This window comes from Micromonospora sp. RV43, from assembly GCF_001029515.1.
Taxonomy (GTDB): Bacteria; Actinomycetota; Actinomycetes; order Mycobacteriales; family Micromonosporaceae; genus Micromonospora; species Micromonospora aurantiaca.
Genome location: NZ_LEKG01000038.1, coordinates 1 through 17,416, shown reverse-complemented (window position 1 = coordinate 17,416; position 17,416 = coordinate 1). Strand labels below are relative to the sequence as shown.

Annotated in this window: 19 protein-coding genes, 3 tRNA genes and 1 pseudogene; 5 read left to right on the top strand and 18 right to left on the bottom strand. The window is 73.3% G+C overall.

Features of this window, described 5'->3' with window-relative positions; genetic code table 11:
• The first annotated feature begins 182 nt into the window (after positions 1–182).
• Complete coding sequence (locus ABD52_RS12320) at positions 183–710, top strand: hypothetical protein (protein WP_047891879.1); 528 nt, start codon at positions 183–185, stop codon at positions 708–710.
• Positions 711–806: 96 nt separating this feature from the next.
• Here the strand turns inward: ABD52_RS12320 and ABD52_RS12315 are convergent.
• The 8 genes from ABD52_RS12315 to ABD52_RS12280 form a co-directional block, all read right to left on the bottom strand.
• Positions 807–880 (bottom strand) — tRNA-Phe (locus tag ABD52_RS12315).
• 76 nt (positions 881–956) lie between these two features.
• A tRNA-Asp gene (locus tag ABD52_RS12310) sits at positions 957–1,030 on the bottom strand.
• Between the two features lie 33 nt (positions 1,031–1,063).
• Positions 1,064–1,136: transfer RNA gene (locus tag ABD52_RS12305), tRNA-Glu, on the bottom strand.
• 143 nt (positions 1,137–1,279) lie between these two features.
• Positions 1,280–2,068: a polysaccharide deacetylase family protein gene (locus ABD52_RS12300; protein WP_047891878.1), complete on the bottom strand. Its 789-nt coding sequence runs from the start codon at positions 2,066–2,068 to the stop codon at positions 1,280–1,282.
• Between the two features lie 76 nt (positions 2,069–2,144).
• Entirely contained in the window at positions 2,145–3,092 is a 948-nt protein-coding gene (locus tag ABD52_RS12295; protein ID WP_047891877.1) for a MerR family transcriptional regulator, read from the bottom strand.
• A complete protein-coding gene (gene idi / locus ABD52_RS12290) occupies positions 3,082–3,675 on the bottom strand; it encodes an isopentenyl-diphosphate Delta-isomerase (RefSeq protein WP_047891876.1) in 594 nt (197 codons plus the stop codon). Before idi ends, ABD52_RS12295 begins: the two co-directional genes overlap by 11 nt.
• Positions 3,672–5,153 (bottom strand): phytoene desaturase family protein, encoded by a 1,482-nt coding sequence (gene crtI, locus ABD52_RS12285; protein ID WP_063778306.1) that lies wholly within the window; start codon positions 5,151–5,153, stop codon positions 3,672–3,674. The genes idi and crtI overlap by 4 nt, the downstream gene beginning before the upstream one ends.
• Before the next feature lie 29 nt (positions 5,154–5,182).
• Entirely contained in the window at positions 5,183–6,337 is a 1,155-nt protein-coding gene (locus ABD52_RS12280; protein WP_047891875.1) for a polyprenyl synthetase family protein, read from the bottom strand.
• 64 nt (positions 6,338–6,401) lie between these two features.
• Here ABD52_RS12280 and ABD52_RS12275 point away from each other — a divergent pair, with 64 nt between their 5' ends.
• On the top strand, positions 6,402–7,328 hold the full coding sequence (locus ABD52_RS12275; protein WP_047891874.1) for a phytoene/squalene synthase family protein: 927 nt from the start codon (positions 6,402–6,404) through the stop codon (positions 7,326–7,328).
• Positions 7,325–8,647 (top strand): deoxyribodipyrimidine photo-lyase, encoded by a 1,323-nt coding sequence (locus ABD52_RS12270; protein WP_047891873.1) that lies wholly within the window; start codon positions 7,325–7,327, stop codon positions 8,645–8,647. The genes ABD52_RS12275 and ABD52_RS12270 overlap by 4 nt, the downstream gene beginning before the upstream one ends.
• Before the next feature lie 370 nt (positions 8,648–9,017).
• Here ABD52_RS12270 and ABD52_RS12265 read toward each other — a convergent pair whose 3' ends face one another.
• On the bottom strand, positions 9,018–10,118 hold the full coding sequence (locus ABD52_RS12265) for a serine hydrolase (protein WP_047891872.1): 1,101 nt from the start codon (positions 10,116–10,118) through the stop codon (positions 9,018–9,020).
• Positions 10,119–10,210: 92 nt separating this feature from the next.
• Between ABD52_RS12265 and ABD52_RS12260 the strand changes: the two are divergent.
• Positions 10,211–11,694 (top strand): annotated as a pseudogene (locus tag ABD52_RS12260) (NAD(P)/FAD-dependent oxidoreductase).
• Between the two features lie 4 nt (positions 11,695–11,698).
• Here the strand turns inward: ABD52_RS12260 and ABD52_RS12255 are convergent.
• Genes ABD52_RS12255 through ABD52_RS12245 form a run of 3 tightly spaced genes read right to left on the bottom strand, consistent with a single transcriptional unit; the run spans position 11,699 to position 13,135 of the window.
• The gene (locus ABD52_RS12255; RefSeq protein WP_047891871.1) at positions 11,699–12,463 is read right to left on the bottom strand and encodes a crotonase/enoyl-CoA hydratase family protein; all 765 of its coding nucleotides are present in this window, start codon (positions 12,461–12,463) and stop codon (positions 11,699–11,701) included.
• Between the two features lie 40 nt (positions 12,464–12,503).
• Positions 12,504–12,929 carry a PIN domain nuclease gene (locus ABD52_RS12250; RefSeq protein ID WP_047891870.1) on the bottom strand — a complete coding sequence of 142 codons (426 nt, stop codon included), beginning with the start codon at positions 12,927–12,929 and terminating at the stop codon, positions 12,504–12,506.
• A complete protein-coding gene (locus ABD52_RS12245) occupies positions 12,926–13,135 on the bottom strand; it encodes a type II toxin-antitoxin system VapB family antitoxin (protein ID WP_047891869.1) in 210 nt (69 codons plus the stop codon). The genes ABD52_RS12250 and ABD52_RS12245 overlap by 4 nt, the downstream gene beginning before the upstream one ends.
• A 110-nt stretch (positions 13,136–13,245) precedes the next feature.
• Here ABD52_RS12245 and ABD52_RS12240 point away from each other — a divergent pair, with 110 nt between their 5' ends.
• Positions 13,246–14,097 (top strand): Rieske 2Fe-2S domain-containing protein, encoded by an 852-nt coding sequence (locus ABD52_RS12240; protein WP_013283457.1) that lies wholly within the window; start codon positions 13,246–13,248, stop codon positions 14,095–14,097.
• Position 14,098: 1 nt separating this feature from the next.
• Here ABD52_RS12240 and ABD52_RS12235 read toward each other — a convergent pair whose 3' ends face one another.
• The 6 genes from ABD52_RS12235 to ABD52_RS12210 all read right to left on the bottom strand — a co-directional run.
• Positions 14,099–15,115 (bottom strand): LysM peptidoglycan-binding domain-containing protein, encoded by a 1,017-nt coding sequence (locus ABD52_RS12235; protein WP_013283458.1) that lies wholly within the window; start codon positions 15,113–15,115, stop codon positions 14,099–14,101.
• 15 nt (positions 15,116–15,130) lie between these two features.
• Positions 15,131–15,562, bottom strand: a complete 432-nt coding sequence (locus ABD52_RS12230; protein ID WP_047891868.1) for a pilus assembly protein TadG-related protein — start codon at positions 15,560–15,562, stop codon at positions 15,131–15,133.
• The gene (locus ABD52_RS12225) at positions 15,559–16,032 is read right to left on the bottom strand and encodes a TadE/TadG family type IV pilus assembly protein (protein ID WP_047891867.1); all 474 of its coding nucleotides are present in this window, start codon (positions 16,030–16,032) and stop codon (positions 15,559–15,561) included. The genes ABD52_RS12230 and ABD52_RS12225 overlap by 4 nt, the downstream gene beginning before the upstream one ends.
• Positions 16,029–16,511 carry a TadE family protein gene (locus ABD52_RS12220; protein ID WP_047891890.1) on the bottom strand — a complete coding sequence of 161 codons (483 nt, stop codon included), beginning with the start codon at positions 16,509–16,511 and terminating at the stop codon, positions 16,029–16,031. The genes ABD52_RS12225 and ABD52_RS12220 overlap by 4 nt, the downstream gene beginning before the upstream one ends.
• Entirely contained in the window at positions 16,511–16,720 is a 210-nt protein-coding gene (locus tag ABD52_RS12215) for a hypothetical protein (RefSeq protein ID WP_013283462.1), read from the bottom strand. The genes ABD52_RS12220 and ABD52_RS12215 overlap by 1 nt, the downstream gene beginning before the upstream one ends.
• Before the next feature lie 25 nt (positions 16,721–16,745).
• The coding region (locus tag ABD52_RS12210) for a type II secretion system F family protein (protein ID WP_047891866.1) at positions 16,746–17,416 on the bottom strand (671 nt) is incomplete at its 5' end.

The following is a 17,416-nucleotide window of genomic DNA, read 5'->3' as shown; positions in this document are numbered from 1 at the left end:
TCAGAGCCGTACGCAGCGCACGCACACGTGGCCTTCCGGTGGCATCCTGTCCGCCACTCGGCGGGCCCGCTCACCGTAGACGCGGGACGCGTCGCGCGAGTGCCCGCTCCACACCGCGGTGCCTCCGTCGCGACGCACCCGGCAGATGGAACCACCGGGGCCGTCCGAGCGTCGGTATCGGTGTGAAGCTGCGCGCCGCGATTCTGCTCGCCCTGACCGCCCTCAGCCTCGGCCTCGTCGTGGTCGCCTCACCGCCGGAGCCGGCCTGGGCGTGCAGTTGCGCGCGCACCGGCGCGGACGAGCGTGCCGACCTCATCGTCGTCGGCACGATCACCGAGGTGACGGACACCGGGGTCCAGCTCGCGGTGGAATCGGTCGAGAAGGGCAGCCTCCGGGCAGGGGCCACGCTCCGGCTGAGGGTGGGCCGCCAGGAGGAGAGCTGCGGCTACGACTTCCGCACCGGCACCCGGTACCGCGTGAACTCCCGCGACGGCGTCACCGGGCTGTGCGCGGGAATCACCGCCGCACCTGCGCAGGTGCAGACCACACCGTCCGCGCCCGCAGCCGCCCCGACGCTCGTCACGGCCTTACCGGCACCTGCACAGGTGCCGGGCCGTCTGTGGCTCGTGGGCGGTGCCGTGCTGACAGTTCTCGCCGCCGGACTGGTCGCTGTGTCCATGCGACGGCGCCGGATCGAAGCGAAAAGGTAACGGGCAGACCGGACAGGCAGGCTTCTAGCGCACAAAGCAGAACGCCGACCTGCGTTCCCGCTGGTCGGCGCTCCTGTAGCCCGGCGAAAGGCTATGTGGCCAGGGGCGGGGTCGAACCGCCGACCTTCCGATTTTCAGTCGGACGCTCGTACCAACTGAGCTACCTGGCCGTGGTGCTCGGCACATGCTACCGCACGGGCCGATACGCAGAACGCCGCGCATCGAGCTGCGCGGCGTCAGCGCTTGCGGTCCTGACGGGACTTGAACCCGCGACCTCCGCCTTGACAGGGCGGCGAGCACTCCAACTGCTCCACAGGACCTGGCTGGTGTTGCATCCGGCGCGAGCCGGACCGTGCCCCCAACGGGATTCGAACCCGTGCTACCGCCTTGAAAGGGCGGCGTCCTGGGCCGCTAGACGATGAGGGCGGCCCCGCCATCATTGCACACTCGCAACTTCAAGCGGACTTGCTCCCATCCGGCCCCGCCGGAGGCAGGAGAAGCATATGTCATGCCTGCGCGGACGACAAAACCGGTATGGGCATGGCCGTGGAGCCGGGCAAAACCGCAGGTCAGCGCGGCAGGGCGATGCCGTACCGCCGCTTCAGGTCCGGGATCAGGTGCCGGCAGGCGGCCATCGTCTGGGCCCGGTCGCCCCCCGCGTCGTGCATCAGCACGACCGAGCCGTGCCGGGTGGCGCCCTTCACCCGCTTGATGATCGTCTTCGCCGGTGGGTGGTCCCAGTCCTGCGGATCCACGCTCCAGTGCAGCGGGCGCAGGCCCATCTGCTTGGCGATCGTGACCTCCTCGGCCGTCCAGCGGCCACCGGGCTGGCGGAACCAGGTGATCGGCGCCTTGGGCGCGGCGGCGTGGATGGCCTCGTTCGTCCGTTCCAGGTCGGATCGGATCTCGGCGGCGGAGCGCCGGCCCAGGTTCACGTCGTGGTGCCAGCTGTGATTGCAGAGCTGGTGCCCCTCCCGGACGATCCGGGCCACCAGTTCCGGGTAGCGCTTGGCCTGCTTGCCGACGACGCAGAAGGTGGCCTTCACGTGGGCCGCCCGGAGCTGGGCCAGGATCTGCGGGGTGTAGCGGGGATCCGGCCCGTCGTCGAAGGTGAGCGCCACCCCGTTGCTCCCGCTGGCCCGGTGCAGGCCCGCCGGCAGTTTCTTCGGCAGCGGGCGCAGCTTGGGCTTCGCGGGGGTGGTGGGGGTCGGTGAGGGCTTCGTCACCGGCGTCGGTGACGGGGACGCCGAGGCCGACGGCGGCGCGGCGGCCTTCTCGGGTGACTTGCCGGCTTCGCCGCAGCCGGTGACGAGCAGCACCAGGCCCAGGGCGAGCGCCGACAGGGCGCGTGGACGCATTCGTCGCTCCCGGAGGGGTCGGGGTCAGACGGACTTTCCGACCGTAGTGGACGCCGACCCGGAACGGGAGAGGGGCTCAGCTTGTCGTGGACTGGTCCAGCGAGTCCCGTACCGCCACGGCCAGCGACAACGCCTCGGCCAGGTCCACCGGCCGGACCACCCCGGCCGGCAGCGAGTCGGCCCGCCAGCCGGGCCCGGCGGCGAGCACCAGCAGCGGCCGGCGCGGTACCGCCAGCAGCGCGGTGAGCTGGCACGGGTCGGCTGTGGCGCGGATGTGCGACCAGAGCACCACGGCCGCCGGACCGGTCCGGTTGACGGCCTCGACCAGGGCCGGCACCGGTACGCGGGCACCGAGCATGCGATAACTCACACCGACCTCGGCCAGCGCGGCGGCGAGTGCCTCCAACGGCAGCGAGTGCTGCTCCTCGTCGGCGCAGGAGAGCAGGATCCGGGGCGGACCGGTCATCGGGTACGTCCGCGCCACTGTGGCGAACGCCTCGGAGACGCACCGGGACATGAGGTGTTCCACCTCGATCAGCGCGGAGGTGGCGGCGTGCCGCTCCCCGATGCCGGCGAGCACCGGCCGCAGCAGCCCCTCCCAGGTCGCCACCACCCCGTCGGCGGCCAGTGCGTCGGCGATGGTCCGGCCGATGGTCACCGAGTCCAGTCGCATGGCGGCACGGGCCAGCCCGCGCGCCGCCGGCCCGGCCCGGCCGACCGGGATGGTGGTGCCGCCGCCGTCGCGTACCGTCGAGGCCCGTGCCTTGAGGCCGAGCCGCTCCGGAGGCAGCACGGCCGGCGCCTGCTGGGCCCAGCGGGCGGCCTCGGCGGGCGCGACCCCCTCGGTGGTCAGCCGGCGCATGATCTCCAGGCGGGCGAGGTCGGCCGGCGTGTACCGCCGGTGGTGGCCCGGTACGTGCTCGCTGGGGCCGAGACCGTAGCGCTGGTGCCAGGTACGCAGCGTGGTGACCGCCACGCCCAGTCGGCGTGCGACGGCCCCCGCGCTCAGCGCCTCATCGGCCACCCGACCGCTCCGGTGCCTCGGTGGCCGGTACGCCCGGCCGGGACGCGTCGGTGGGGTGCAGCAGCCGGTTGACCACGCCGCCGAGCCACGGCGCGTACTCGCGGGGGTGGGCGTCCAGGTCGGCCACCACCGCGCCGGGGTCGACCCAGCGCAGGTCGGCCACCTCGTCCGGGTCGGGCCGCGTGACCAGGTCGGCGGGTACGTCGGCGCGCAGCACGTGGTCGTACTCGAACTCGACCCGTCCGGTCGCCGGGTCCTCGGCGTAGTAGAGGTAGACGCCCACCTCGGTGAGGTCGACCGGGTCGACGCCGAGTTCCTCGGCGAGCCGCCGGTTGGCGGCCTCGGTCAGCGACTGACCGGGCAGCGGGTGCCCGCAGCAGGAGTTCGCCCAGCGCAGCGGGAACCGCGTCTTGACCGCGGCCCGCTGCTGCAACAGCACCCGCCCGTCGGGATCGACGAGGAGCACCGAGAAGGCGCGGTGCAGCCGCCCGGGTGGCTGGTGGGCGGTCGCCACCGTGGTCTCGCCGATCACCAGCCCGTCGTCGTCGACCAGCTCGACCAGGTGGGTCTCCCGCTCGCTCACGACATCGCCCCGGTGATCCGGGCCGCGGCGATCTTGCCGCTGATCAGCACCATCGGCACCCCCACGCCCGGCTGGGTGCCGGAGCCGACGAAGACCACGTTCTCCAGCGTCCGGTGCAGGTTGGAGGGGCGGAACGGGCCGGTCTGGAAGAGGCTGTGCGAGGCGGCGAACGGGGTGCCGGCGGCCATGCCCTGCGCCGCCCAGTCGGCCGGGGTGACGGCCCGCATCACCTCGATGCCGTCGCCGAAGCCGACGTAGCCGCGCTCCTCAAGAGTGGTGACGAGCTGGTCGGCGTACCGCTGCGTGAGGTCGCCCGTCCAGTCGAACGGCGCCCGTTCCAGGTTCGGCACCGGGGCCAGCACGTAGTAGGTGTGCCTGCCGGCCGGCGCCACCGACGGGTCGGTGCGGCTCGGGTTCGTCACCAGCAGCGACGGGTCGGTCATCAGCTCGCCTCGGCGGATCACCTCGTCGAACGTGCCCTTCCAGGACCGCCCGAAGTGGATGTTGTGGTGGGCGATCTTGCCATAGCCCTGCGTCGAACCGATGTGCAGCACCACGCAGGACGGCGAGTAGGTGAGCTTGCGCTGCCGGCTGGGCGGCAGCAGGTCCTGGTAGGCGACCGGCAGGTCCGGGTTGAGCACGACCGTGTCGGCGGGGATGAAGTCGCCGTCGGCGGTGACGACGCCGGTGGCGCGGCCGTTGGCGGTCTCCACCCGGGTCACCGTGGTGCCGTAGCGGATCTGCACGCCGTGCTTCTCGGCCGCGCCGGCCATCCCACGCGAGACCGCGTGGATGCCGCCGCGCGGGAAGCACACGCCGGCCACCGAGTCGAGGTACGCGATGACCGCGTAGATCGCCAGCGCGTCGTGCGGCGACAGGCCCGCGTACATGGCCTGGAAGGAGAAGATCCGCTGGGTACGCGGGTCGCGGAAGAACTGGTTGATCTTCGTCTGGAGCCGCCGGAAGGCGCCGCCGGCGAACAGCTTCAGCAGGTTGCCGGTGAGCAGGTCCGTCGGCGCGTCCAGGTTGCGCTCGATGAAGTCGGCCCGTTCCCACTGCCACAGGTTGCGGGCGTACTCGACGAAACGCAGGTAGCCGTCGGCCTCCCGGGGGCCGCAGACGCGGGCGATCTCGGCGGCCATCCGGGTGGTGTCGGTGATGACGTCGAGCGTCGACCCGTCCGGGTAGTAGGCGCGGTACGCCGGGTCGAGCGGGGTCAGGTCGAGCCAGTCGGTCAGCTCCTCGCCCACCGCGCCGAGCGCCTCGGCGATCAGGTCGGGCATGGTGAGGACTGTCGGGCCGGTGTCGAATTCGTACCCGTCGACACTGAGCCGCCCGGCGCGCCCGCCCGGCACCGGCTCGCGTTCCAGCACTGTCACCTGCCGGCCGCTGCCGGCCAGATGCAGCGCGCAGGCCAGCCCACCCAGCCCGGCGCCGACCACGACCACCCGGTCGGTCCGTCCCTTGACGGTACGCATTCCGGCCCCCTTGCTCACGAAGTTGCTCATCATGCCCGCCGCGCCGTGGCGGCGGTGGCGAGGCCGGTCAGCGCGGTGCGCGCGGTCTCGTCGATCGGTGCGGTGCCGAGCGCGGCGAGCGCCTCGGTCACCCGGTCGGAGATCATCCGCTCCACCCGGGCCGTGGCCCCGGTGTCCCGGACCACGTCGGCCAGCCGGTCCACCTCAGTTGCCGAGGTGACCGAGCCGGCCCGCTCCAGGACCCGGCGCTGCGCCGGGTCGGCGAGCTGCCGGGCCAGCATCAGCAGGGCGGTCGGCTTGCCGGTACGCAGGTCGTCCCCGGCCGGCTTGCCGGTGGTCTCCGGGTCGCCGTAGACGCCCAGCAGGTCGTCGCGGAGCTGGAACGCCTCGCCGACGGCCAGCCCGTACCGGGTGTACGCGGCGATGAGTGGGTCGTCCGCGTCGGCGCCCGCCAGACAGGCGCCGAACAGCAGCGGACGCTGGACGGTGTAGCTGGCGGTCTTGTACCGGGCCACCCGCAGCGCCCGGTCGACGGTCCAGCTCGCCGAGTCGTTCTCGCCGAGCACGTCCAGGAACTGCCCGGCGACCGTCTCCACCCGCATCTGGTCGTAGCAGCGGCGCACGTCGAGCAGCCGCTCCGCCGGGACCGCCGCGTGCGCCATCAGCCGGTCGGCCCAGACCATGCAGAGGTCACCGATGAGGACGGCCACGGCTTCGCCGTACCGGTCGGGGTCGCCGGTGTGTCCGGCGGCCCGGTGCCGGGCGGCGGCGGCCCGGTGCGCGGTGGGCAGTCCTCGCCGGGTGTCGGAGGCGTCCATCACGTCGTCGTGCACCAGCGCGAACGTGTGCAGCAGCTCCAGCGCGGACAGGGCCGGGAGCACCGAGCACAGCGGTTCCTCCCCGCCGACCACACCCCGCCATCCCCAGTACGCGAACGTGGGGCGGACCCGCTTGCCGCCAGCCAGCACGCAGTCGCGTGCCGTGGCCGCGAAACCACCCATCGCTGCGTCGATCTCGGTGAGCGATTCGACTTCCGCGGCCAGGAACGCCGCGAGCGTCTCATCGACCCCTTTGATCAGGTCTTTCGTGAACGCGGCCAGTACGCCGCGGACCGGATCGTCCGTCGCCCCGGGCTGAGCCGGCGCGACGCGGAGCGCATTACCCGCAACTGCGTCGTTGGCCATGTGGGCGAGCGTACCCTAGGGTTACGAGTTGCGTCGATTGCTGCGTCGAAACTGAGGAGGGCCGATGGACACGGATCTGACGGCTGCCTATGACCGTTGCCGCGAGCTGCACCGCCGTCACGGCCGTACCTACTATCTCGCCACCCGGCTGCTTCCCGCCTGGAAACGGCGACATGTGCACGCCTTGTACGGCTTCACCCGGTACGCGGACGAGATCGTCGACCGCACCGAGGACCTGCCGCCGGCCGAGCGCGCCGCCCGGCTGCGCGAGTGGTCGGATCGATTCGTCGCCGGGCTGCACGGTGCGTCGGTCGACGACCCGCTGCTCCCCGCGGTGCTGCACACCATCGCCGTGTTCGACCTGGACCGCGACGACTTCGCGTCGTTCCTGCGCAGCATGGCGATGGATCTGACTGTCAGGTCGTACCCGACCTACGACGACCTGCTCGACTACATGGAGGGCTCGGCCGCTGTCATCGGCACCATGATGCTGCCGATCCTGGGCAGTTCCGACCCGGCCGCCGCCCGCGAGCCCGCCCGTCAGCTCGGCTTCGCGTTCCAGCTCACCAACTTCATCCGGGACGTCGCCGAGGACCTCGACCGGGGCCGGACCTACCTGCCCGACGAGGACATGGCCAAGTTCGACCTCACCCGCGACGACCTGCTCGCGGCCAAGGCCGCCGGCCGCACCACGCCGCGCATCCGCGAGCTGATCGAGTACGAGGTGACCCGCGCCCAGGCCCACTACGTCGCCGCCGCACCGGGTATCCCGCTGCTCGACCCGGCCTCGCAGGCGTGCATGCGCACCGCGTACGCGCTCTACGGCGGCATCCTCGACGAGGTGGCCGCGCAGGATTACGACGTCTTCGTGCGCCGTGCCCTGGTGCCGCAGCGGCGCCGGATGGCGGTGGCCGCGCGGGCGCTGCTCACCCCGCCCGGTACGCCGGTGCGGGTGCCCGGCCCGGCACTGGAACCGGCCCTGGCCGGATGACCGGCCGTACGGCGGTCGTGCTGTTCACCCGTGACCTGCGGGTGCACGACCACCCGGCGCTCGCCGCCGCCTGCTCCGCGTTCGACCGGGTGGTGCCGCTCTACGTGCTCGACCCGGCGCTGCAGAAGCTCTCGCCGAACCGCACCCGCTTCCTGCACCAGAGCCTGGCCGACCTGCGTGAGGCGCTGCGCAAGCGCGGCGGCGACCTGGTGATCAGGCGTGGCGACCCGGTGGCCGAGACGGTGAAACTGGCCCGGAAGGTGGGCGCCGAGGGCGTCGGGCTCTCCGCCGACGTGAGCCGCTACGCCCACCGCCGGGAACGCCGCCTGCGCGCCGAGTGCGACAGGCACCGGATGTTCCTGCGCCTGTTCCCCGGCCTGACGATCGTCGAGCCGGGCGCGCTGCGCCCCGGCGGCGGCGACCACTACCGGGTCTTCAGCCCCTACTTCCGGGCCTGGCAGGGCGTGCGGTGGCGGGACGAGCTGGCCGCGCCGAAGCGGGTCCGGCTGCCCGACGGCGTCGACCCGGGCCGGCTGCCGGACCCGCCGAAGGGCGACAGCCCGGATGCCGCCGTCGGTGGCGAGGCCGTCGCCAGGCGCCGGCTCACCGCCTGGCTGCCCACCCTCGACCGGTACGACGACATCCACGACGACATGGCCGGCGACGAGACCTCGCGGCTCAGCCCGTACCTGCGGTTCGGTTGTGTCTCGCCGCTGGCGGTGGCGAACCGGGCCGGCGACCGGGACGGGCCGTTCGTCAGGCAGCTCTGCTGGCGCGACTTCTACCACCAGGTGGTGGCCGGTTTCCCCGACCTGTCCACTGTTGCCTACCGGCGCGGCGCGCGGGAGGACTGGCGCGACGACCCGCACGCGTTCGACGCCTGGGCCGAGGGGCGGACCGGCATGCCGATCGTGGACGCGGGCATGCGTCAGTTGCGCGCCGAGGGCTGGATGCACAACCGGGCCCGGCTGATCACCGCCGGCTACCTGACCAAGCACCTCGGGCTGGACTGGCGGCCCGGCCTGGAAATCTTCTTCCGGTGGCTGCTCGACGGCGACCGGGTCAACAACTCGGGCAACTGGCAGTGGGTGGCCGGCACCGGCAACGACACCCGGCCGTACCGCGGCTTCAACCCGGTACGGCAGGCCGAACGCTACGACCCCGACGGCGCGTACGTGCGGCGCTGGGTGCCCGAGCTGGCGTCGGTGGCGGGCAAGGCGGTGCACCAGCCGTGGCGGCTGCCCGACGAGGTACGCCGCACACTCGACTACCCGCCGCCGCTGGAGGTGCCCGGCGCCGACCCGGTCTGGCTGCGCTGACGCCGCCCGCTGCCGCCGGCTCGTGCGTCCCGTCGGCACCGCGCATCACCGGCGCACGAACGTGTCCGGACACGCCGGCGCACCGCTCCCGTGGCAGTGTGGGCTCGGCAGAATCGGTCACTCCAAGTGACCTCTCGCCCGCCGGGACCGTGTGCCTCTCGTCCCCTTTGCTCTGCAGCCATATCCGCATCGGTCGCGGAACGTCACCACCTGGGCCTCGCGCGGTTTTCGGACCTGCGAGGAAATTCCTGTTCAGCGCGGTGCTGCGCCGATGGCTGCAGAGCAAAGTCGAAAAAGGGAACACGGGGCCGCCCGGCCGGTCGAATGCGCTGCGTGACGATGGCTCGGGATCACCGAGGGTGACCGACTGTCAGAGGCAGGAGTGCAACGCCTCGACCAGCTCCTTCACCCGGTCGTGGTCGGCCAGCCGGGCTGTCGCGTACGCGAAGGTGTAGCCGCGCTCCGGGTCGGCCCAGGCGCTGCTGCCGCCGATCCCGCCCATGCCCCAGCTGCCGTCCGGCTCCCACTGCATGCCGAGCGTCCAGTCCACCGGACGGTCCAGCAGCAGGTCCGGTCCGCTGTACTGCACCCGCGTCGCCTCGGTGACCAGTTCCGGGCTGAACAGGCGTACCCCGTCCAGGGCGCCGCGGGCGAGGAGGCCCGCGTAGAGCCGGGCGAGCCCGGCGGCGGTGGCGTGCAGGTTCACCGCCGGGATCTCGGCGGCCCGCCACAGGTCGCTGTTCACCATCGCGACGTCGCGCCCGCCCGGCGGGTTGTCCAGCGCCCGCGCCCGCAACGAGCCCGGCTCTCCGCGCATCGCGTCCGGCCAGGCCGGATCGGCGTACGACAGATCGGCGCACCGCCGCCGGTCGGCCTCACCGAGCCCGAAGGTCAGGTCCAGGCGCCACGGTCCGGCGATCTCCTCGGCCAGGAACCGGCCCACCGGGCGTCCGTCCACCCGGCGGACCAGCTCGCCCACCAGGTGCCCGTACGTCCAGGCGTGCTCGGCCGCGACGGCGCCCGGCGCCCACTCGGGCTCGGCCGCCGCCAGATCGGCGCAGAGCAGGTCCCAGTCGGCGATGGCGGCGGCGGGCCGGGGCACCGGGAAGGCGGGCAGCCCGGCGGTGTGGGTGAGCACCTGCCGCACGGTGGCCGGGGCGCGGAAACCCGGCCAGTACGCCGACACCGGCGCGTCCAGGTCGACCCGGCCCCGGTCGACGAGCAGCAGCAGGCACAGCGCGACCACCGGCTTGCCGGCCGAGTAGACGTCGACGAGCGTGTCCGGTCGCCACGGCCGGTCCGCCCCGGCGGCCGGTACGACAGTGCCGGGCGGGACCGCCGCGGTGGTGCCGCCCACCAACTTCACCACCGGTACGCCGTCGTGCCACACCGACAGCGACGCACCGGTCTCCCGGCCGGTCGTGAACAGGTCGTGGAAGCAGTCCCGGACCGGGGTGAAGCGCGCGTGCATGCGGCCACGGTAGGCGGTCGCGTTCGTTACCGGCGCGGGAATTCCGGCCCGGTGCGGTGGTCGGTGTCCCGAAGGTGCGGAATGCTTGCGGAATGGCGGAGCCGGAACTGGTGGACGTAGTAGTGGTCGGGCTCGGCGTCGGCGGCGAGGAGGTGGCCGGGCGGCTCGCCGAGGCCGGCCTCACCGTGGTCGGCATCGAACGGGACCTGGTCGGTGGCGAGTGCCCCTACTGGGGGTGCGTGCCGAGCAAGATGATGATCCGGGCGGCGAACGCGCTGGCCGAGGCGCACCGGGTCAACGAGCTGGCCGGGTCCGCCCAGGTGCGGCCCGACTGGGCGCCGGTGGCGAAGCGCATCCGCGCCGAGGCCACCGACACCTGGGACGACAAGGTGGCAGTGGACCGGTTCACCGGCAAGGGCGGCCGGTTCGTCCGAGGCAGTGGGCGGCTCGACGGCCCGAACCGGGTACGCGTCGGCGACCAGGTTTTCCAGGCCCGCTACGGCGTGGTCCTCGGCACCGGCACCCGGCCCTCGGTCCCGCCGATCGACGGGCTGGCCGACACGCCGTACTGGACCAATCACCAGGCCATCGAGGCCGAGGAGCTGCCCGCGTCGCTGCTGGTGCTCGGCGGCGGCGCGATCGGGCTGGAACTCGCCCAGGTCTTCGCCCGGTTCGGCGTGCGGGTGACTGTCATCGAGGCGGCCGACCGGGTGCTCGCGGTCGAGGAGCCGGAGGCGTCGGCGCTCGCCGCCGACGCGCTGCGCGCCGACGGGGTGGAGATCCACACCGGGGTCAAGGCCGGCCGGGTGAGCCACGACGGCAGCACGTTCACCGTGCACGCCGACGGCGCCGAGTTCACCGGCGAGAAGCTGCTCGTGGTGACCGGCCGCAAGGCGCACCTGGAAGAGCTGGGCCTGGACACCGTCGGGGTGGACGCCGGGCAGCGCTACCTGCCGGTGAACGACCGGATGCACGTCACCGACGGGATCTGGGCGGTCGGCGACCTCACCGGCGAGGGCGCGTTCACTCACATCGCCATGTACCAGGCCGGCATCGTGGTGCCGGACGTGCTCGACCACATGCGGCGTACCAAGGGCGGCCCGGACGCCAGCGGCACCGCGAGTGTCGTCGGCGGCGCGGCCGGGGTGGTCAGCGCGGTCGGCGGCGCGATGAGCGCGGGCGGCTCGACTGCCGCGCCGGCAGCGTCCCGGTGGCCGACTACCGGGCGCTGCCCCGGGTCACGTTCACCGATCCCGAGGTCGGCGCGGTCGGCCTCACCGAGCAGCAGGCCCGCGAGCGCGGCGTCAACGTCCAGGTCGGGTACGCCGACCTCACCTCGTCGGCCCGGGGCTGGATCCACAAGACCGGCAACGCCGGGTTCATCAAGCTGATCGCCGACGCCGACCAGGGCGTCCTCGTCGGCGCCACCTCGGCCGGACCGGCCGGCGGCGAGGTGCTCTCCGCCCTCGTCGTGGCGGTGCACGCCGCGGTGCCGATCAGCCAGCTCCGGCACATGATCTACGCGTACCCGACGTTCCACAGGGCCATCGAGGACGCGCTACGCGCGCTGAAGTGACGCCTCAACCGGCCGGCGCGCCGTGCCGGCCGGCCCCGTCGGCGAACCGGCCGGCGCCGCGTACCCCGTCCACAGCCAGCGACTCCAGGCCGTAGGCCAGCTCGGTCGCCATCGCCTCCGGCTCCGGCTGCCCCGCGCCGTCCAGCACCGCCGCCCGGTCGTTGCGCAGGCACGTCTGCGGCGACCGGGCGATAGCGGCGGCCAGCTCCTCCGCCGCCGTGCGGGCCTCACCCGGCGCGACCAGCCGGTTGACCAGACCCATCGCGTACGCCTCGTCGGCGCCCACCGCACGGCCGGTGAGGATCAGGTCCATCGCGCGGCTCTCCCCGATCAGCCGGGGCAGCCGGACCGTCCCGCCGTCGATCAGCGGTACGCCCCACCGTCGGCAGAACACGCCGAGCGTGGCGTCCGACTCGGCGACCCGCAGGTCGCACCAGAGTGCCAGCTCCAGGCCGCCCGCCACCGCGTACCCGGAGATCGCGGCGATCACCGGCTTGGACAGTCGCATCCGGGTCGGACCCATCGGCCCGTCGCCGCCGGGCTCGACGCGGTTGCCGCGCGGCGTGCCGACGGCCTTGAGGTCGGCGCCGGAGCAGAACGTGCCGCCCGCGCCCCAGAGCACGGCGACCGCCGCGTCCGGGTCGGCGTCGAACGCGCGGAACGCGTCGGCCAGCGCTCGTGCGGTCGGCCCGTCCACGGCGTTACGAGCCTCGGGCCGGTCCAGGATCACAGTGGTCACGGCACCGGCGTGCTCGACGCGTACCCCCATGGGCTCAGCATGCCCGCGACGGCGTCGGCGTGGCTACGGCCTATTTGATCGTGCCGGGCCGGGTCAGCCAGCGCATCGGCTGGCCGGTGACGGCGGCGACCTGGTCGAAGTCCCGGTCGTAATGCAGCAGCGAGAGCCCGTGGTACTCGGCGGTGGCGGCGATGAGCAGGTCGACCGCGCCCGCCGACCGGTGCGCCCCCCGTGCGGTCAGCTCGCCCTGGATCTCGGCGGCACGTTCGTAGATCCGGTCCGGCATGACCACCCAGCCGAAGGCGGCCCGGAGCTGCTCCGCCAGCCGCGTCCGGTCGGCGACGGACCGGGCGGTGTAGAGGAATTCCAGCTCGATCAGCGGGCAGACGGCGAGCAGGCCCGCTGTCACCTGCTGGTCCCAGCGCGCCAGCACCTCGCGATCGCGCAGGAGCCGGACGAGGGCGCTGGTGTCGATCAGGTAGTCGGCCAGCTTCACGAGCGGTAGGTGCCCTTGTCGAGCAGTTCGTCGAAGTCACCAGCCTGTCCGCGCTCGGCCAGCTCCGCCAGCGCGCGGGCGCGGCGCAGTCTCGTCGCGCCCTCGCGGAGAGCGACGTTCACCGTGTCCTTCTTGGTCTTCGTGCCGAACGCCTCGGCGGCATCCGCGAGCACCTCGTCGTCGACGTCCACCAGAATCTTGGTCATCGTGACCCCCTATATACGGCTAGCCTCCTGAGTATATCCAGCGGGGATGCCGTGCGAGGGAATTCCGGGGCGTCCGGTTTGGGGGCTCTCCTGCCGGGAAGTCGGAACGGGTGCGCGAACTACTGACGAAACTCGAACAGGCCACCGGTCTCGACCGGGTGGGTGACCGGCTGCAGCGCGCCGTCCAGGGCACTCTGCGTTCCCAGCGGGTACGCGACGCGCTGCACGGCGTGTGGCTCGGCCATCCGCTGCACCCCGCGATGGTGCAGGTGCCGGTCGGCGCATGGATCTCCGCCGCCGTGGTGGACCTGCTGCCCGGCCAGCGCCGCGCCGCCACCGCCCTGGTGGGCCTCGGTACGGTCAGCGCGGTGCCCGCGGCGGTCGCCGGGCTCAACGACTGGGCCACACTCACCCGCGACCAGCGCCGGGTCGGGCTGGTGCACGCCGCCGCCAACACCGTCGGCCTGGCGTTGTTCGCCGGCTCGCTGGCGGCGCGGCTCAACGGGCGGCACGGACTCGGCCGGACGCTGTCCTATCTGGGGCTGTCCGCCGCGAGCGGTGGGGCGTACCTGGGTGGGCACCTCGCGTACAAGCAGGGCGCCCAGGCCAGCCAGAGCGTCTCCGAGCTGCACCTGATCAGCGACGGCTGGCACCGGGTCGGTGACCTGAGCAGCCTGCCCCGGCACGAGCTGGTGACCAAGAAGATCGACGACGTCCCGGTGATCCTCTACCGGGACGGCGACGACGTCAGCGTGATGCTGGAGCGCTGCCCGCACCAGAGCGGCCCGCTCGGCGAGGGCACGGTGGAGCAGATCGACGGCCACGCCTGCGTGGTCTGCCCCTGGCACGGCAGCGCGTTCCGGCTCGACGGCGGCGAGGTGGTGCACGGCCCGGCCGCGAACGACCAGGTCGTGCTGCCCAGCCGCGTCGTGTCCGGCCGGGTCGAGGCCCGGCTGCCCTGACTCAGTCCCGCCGGTGCCGTCCGCTGGACAACGCGCGGGCGGGTACCGGCCGCTTGCGCAACCCGAGCAGCGCGCCGATCTGCGCACCCACGATGCTCGCCACGGCCAGCACCGCCGAGATGGCGAGCGGACGGTTGATGCCCTCCTCGGCGGTGGCGCGGGACGCGCCCGCCGACATGGCCGGCGGCTGACCGACAGGCGCCTCCACGGTGGGCGTCGCGTCCCGCGGCGTGGGCTTGGGCTTCGCCTTCGGGGTGGTCGACGAGGCGCCGCCGCCACCCGGCTTGACCGGTGCCGTCTCGGCCGGCTTGGTGACCACGATCCGTCCGGTGGCGTGCCGCCGGGCACCCGAATCCGTCGCGCCCTCCGGCAGCGTGATGAGCTGACCCGGGCGGATCCGGTCCGGGTCGGCGAGCCGGTTCAGCCGGGCCAGCTCCTTGTATCTGTCGAAGTCGTCCAGGTAGCGATCCGCCACCTCGCCCAGGTAGTCGCCCTTCGCCACCCGGTACACGGCCGGGTCGTCCGCCTTCGACGCGATCGGCGCCGGCGGGGTGACCTGGCTCGCGGCCACGGCCGGTGAGGTGACGGCGGCGACCGCCGGTTGCGGGGCGGTCAGCGCGGCGGCACTCGCCGCGGCCGGGCTCGCGACCAGGATCAGCGCGACCGAACCGACGAGTGCGGCTGCGGCCTTCTGCTGGCGGTGCATGCCGGGCAGCTTCGGCGCCGGCCGGCGTACCGCCGCCGCGAGCAGCTCCACCAGTACGGAGAACGCGAACGTGGCCCAGCCGAACCAGCCCACCACCGCCAGCGCGCGCAGGAACAGCCGGCCGTCGTCGCGGCTGGTCAACGCCGTACCGACCTCGGCCAGCGTGGGCAGGTGATCCGGCAGCGGGTTGCCGGCGAACGCCAGCAACGCGACCGGCCCGCCGGCCAGCACGCCGACGAGCACGACGAGGGCGCCGAGGCCGGTGAGAACCTGGCCGGCGCGGCGGACGGGGGAGCGTCGGGGTGCGCCCATGGCGGCCTTCCCTTCCTACGGTGGTCCGGTGAGCGCCCGAGCGGTGGCCTCACCGGTGACGGTGGCGTTCTCTTGCACGCCGAACAGACTCAGCAGGTCCCGGCTGTAGGTGATCTGCACGCGTACCCGGATCTGGGTCTCGGTGCCGACCACGGGGAAGTCGACGTCGTGGTCGCGGACGCCGCCCGCGGCGTCGAGGTAGGCGGCGACAGCGGCGCGGGCGGCGACCTGGTCGATCCGCTTCGGGCCGCCCTCGATGGCCCGCGCGCGGTCGATCATCTGGCCGCCGGCGCGGGCCGCCTCGGCGGCCAGGTTGTCCGCGCGCTGGAGCGTGCGCAGTTGACCGGCGCCGTCGTAGGCGAGGCCGATGATCGCGAGTACGCCCGTCATCGCCACGGCCAGGAACAGGCTCACCCGGCCGTTCTCCGCCTCGCGCCGCCCGGTCATCCGCGACTCCGGTAGGTGTCCAGCGGCGAGGTGAAGCTCGCCGAGACGGTCTTGCCGCCCGGCACGCCGGGCAGGCCGGGCGCGCTCAGGTCGTCGAAGGAGACGGTGCAGGTCACCGTGACGGTCACTGTCGCCGGCACGCCTGCGGCGCTCTGGTACGCGGCGGCGAAGCTCGTCGTCGTCCCGGCCACCGAGCCCGCGAGATCGATCCGGGGTGGGCCGGTGCAGTTCAGCCCTGCCCAGCCGAGCTGGTCCTGGGCCGCCACCTCGGCGGCCTCCGCGCCGTCGTCGGCGGTGCGGGCGAGCGAGGCGGCCCGCGCGGCGTCGTGGGCGGCCGACTCCACCGCCTCGTCCGCGATCGCGGTCCGCCCGGCGACCCCGGCCAGCACCATCAGCCCGATGAAGGCGGGCGCGAGCACCGCCACCTCGATCGAGACGGAACCCCGGTCCCGCCGTGGCCCGGCGCTCATCCGGTGGTCCAGTGTTCGGCCGGGCCGTGCGCGGTCTGCGTGACCTCGAACGAGACGCCCGGGATGACCGACAGGGAGCGTCCCTGCACCGTGCAGGTGACAGCTGTGGCTGTCTCGACGCAGGTCGGGCCGGTCTGCTCCCAGCCGACCAGCCAGTCCCCGGACTGTTGCAGGAAGCTGATCGCCCGCTGCCGTCCGGCGTCCGGCCCGGCGTCGATCGTGCGCTGGGCGTTCACAGCGGTCTGCGCGGCGTTCAGCGCTGTGGACCGGGCCACGAACCAGACGGCGACCTGGATCGAGCCGAACAGCATCACCAGGATCACCGGCATCACCACGGCCAGCTCGACCGGGTTGGCGCCCCGCTCGCCCTCGGCCAGGCGGGCGCGCAGGGCGGCGGCGAACCGCCCCGGACCGGGCGGGCCGGCGGGCCGGCCGGCAGACGCCGGCCGGCTCCGGACCGTACGGGCGGGGCGGGGCATCACGGGGCCTGCGGCGCCGTGTTGTTCGGGATGGCGTTCATCCAGTTGTTCGCCTTGGCCAGGGCGAGCCCGGTGACCGCCATGGCCACCGCGACCAGGCCGAAGATGATCACCGCGGTCGGCACCGGGCTGTCGCCGCGCTCGGAGTCCCGGCGCAGCTCGGCGAGGCGGGTGCTCACCGCCACGTACAGGTAGGCGTAGAGGTGCATGGTCGTCTCCTTCTCGAAGGTGGGTTCACAGACGGGCGAGGAACGGATAGACGGCGAAGCCGAGCAGGACGAACACCAGCAGCGAGCCGGGGATGTCCAACTTGCTGGTGACCCCCTCGGCCCGGGCCAGGTTGTCGGTGCGGATCTGGTCGCGCAGCGAGTCGGCGCGGGACCGCAACGTCTCGTGCACCTGGGCGCCCTCACTGCCGGAGGAGCGCATGATGGCGCCCACATCACCCAGCTCCGGGATGCCGATGCGCTCGGCCAGCTCCTGCAACTCGTCCCAGGGCGAGTGCATCTGGAGCTGCGCGAGCCGCAGCGCCTCCCGGATCCGGTCGAAGACCCAGCCGTCGCAGACCGCCGCCGCGCGTTCCAGCGACTGCACCGGGCCGTGCGCGGCGGACAGCTGCAACGCCACCAGGTCGAGGTAGGTGCAGACCGCCTGCCGGAACTCGTCCCGGGCGGCGTCCGCCTTGGCCAGGACCGTGCGGTGCGCGAGCAGTCCGGCGCCGAGCGCCAGGCCCAGGCTGGCCACCACCGGTACGGCCACCGGCAGCGCCACCCCGCCGACGAAGAGCACCGCCGACGCGACCGCCGGGGTGGCGAAGCCGACGAGCGAGGAGAGCAGCACCGACAGCGCGTACTGCTCCGGGGTGCGGTCGAGCAGGGCGAGTTGCCGGTGCGGCGGGCGCAGCC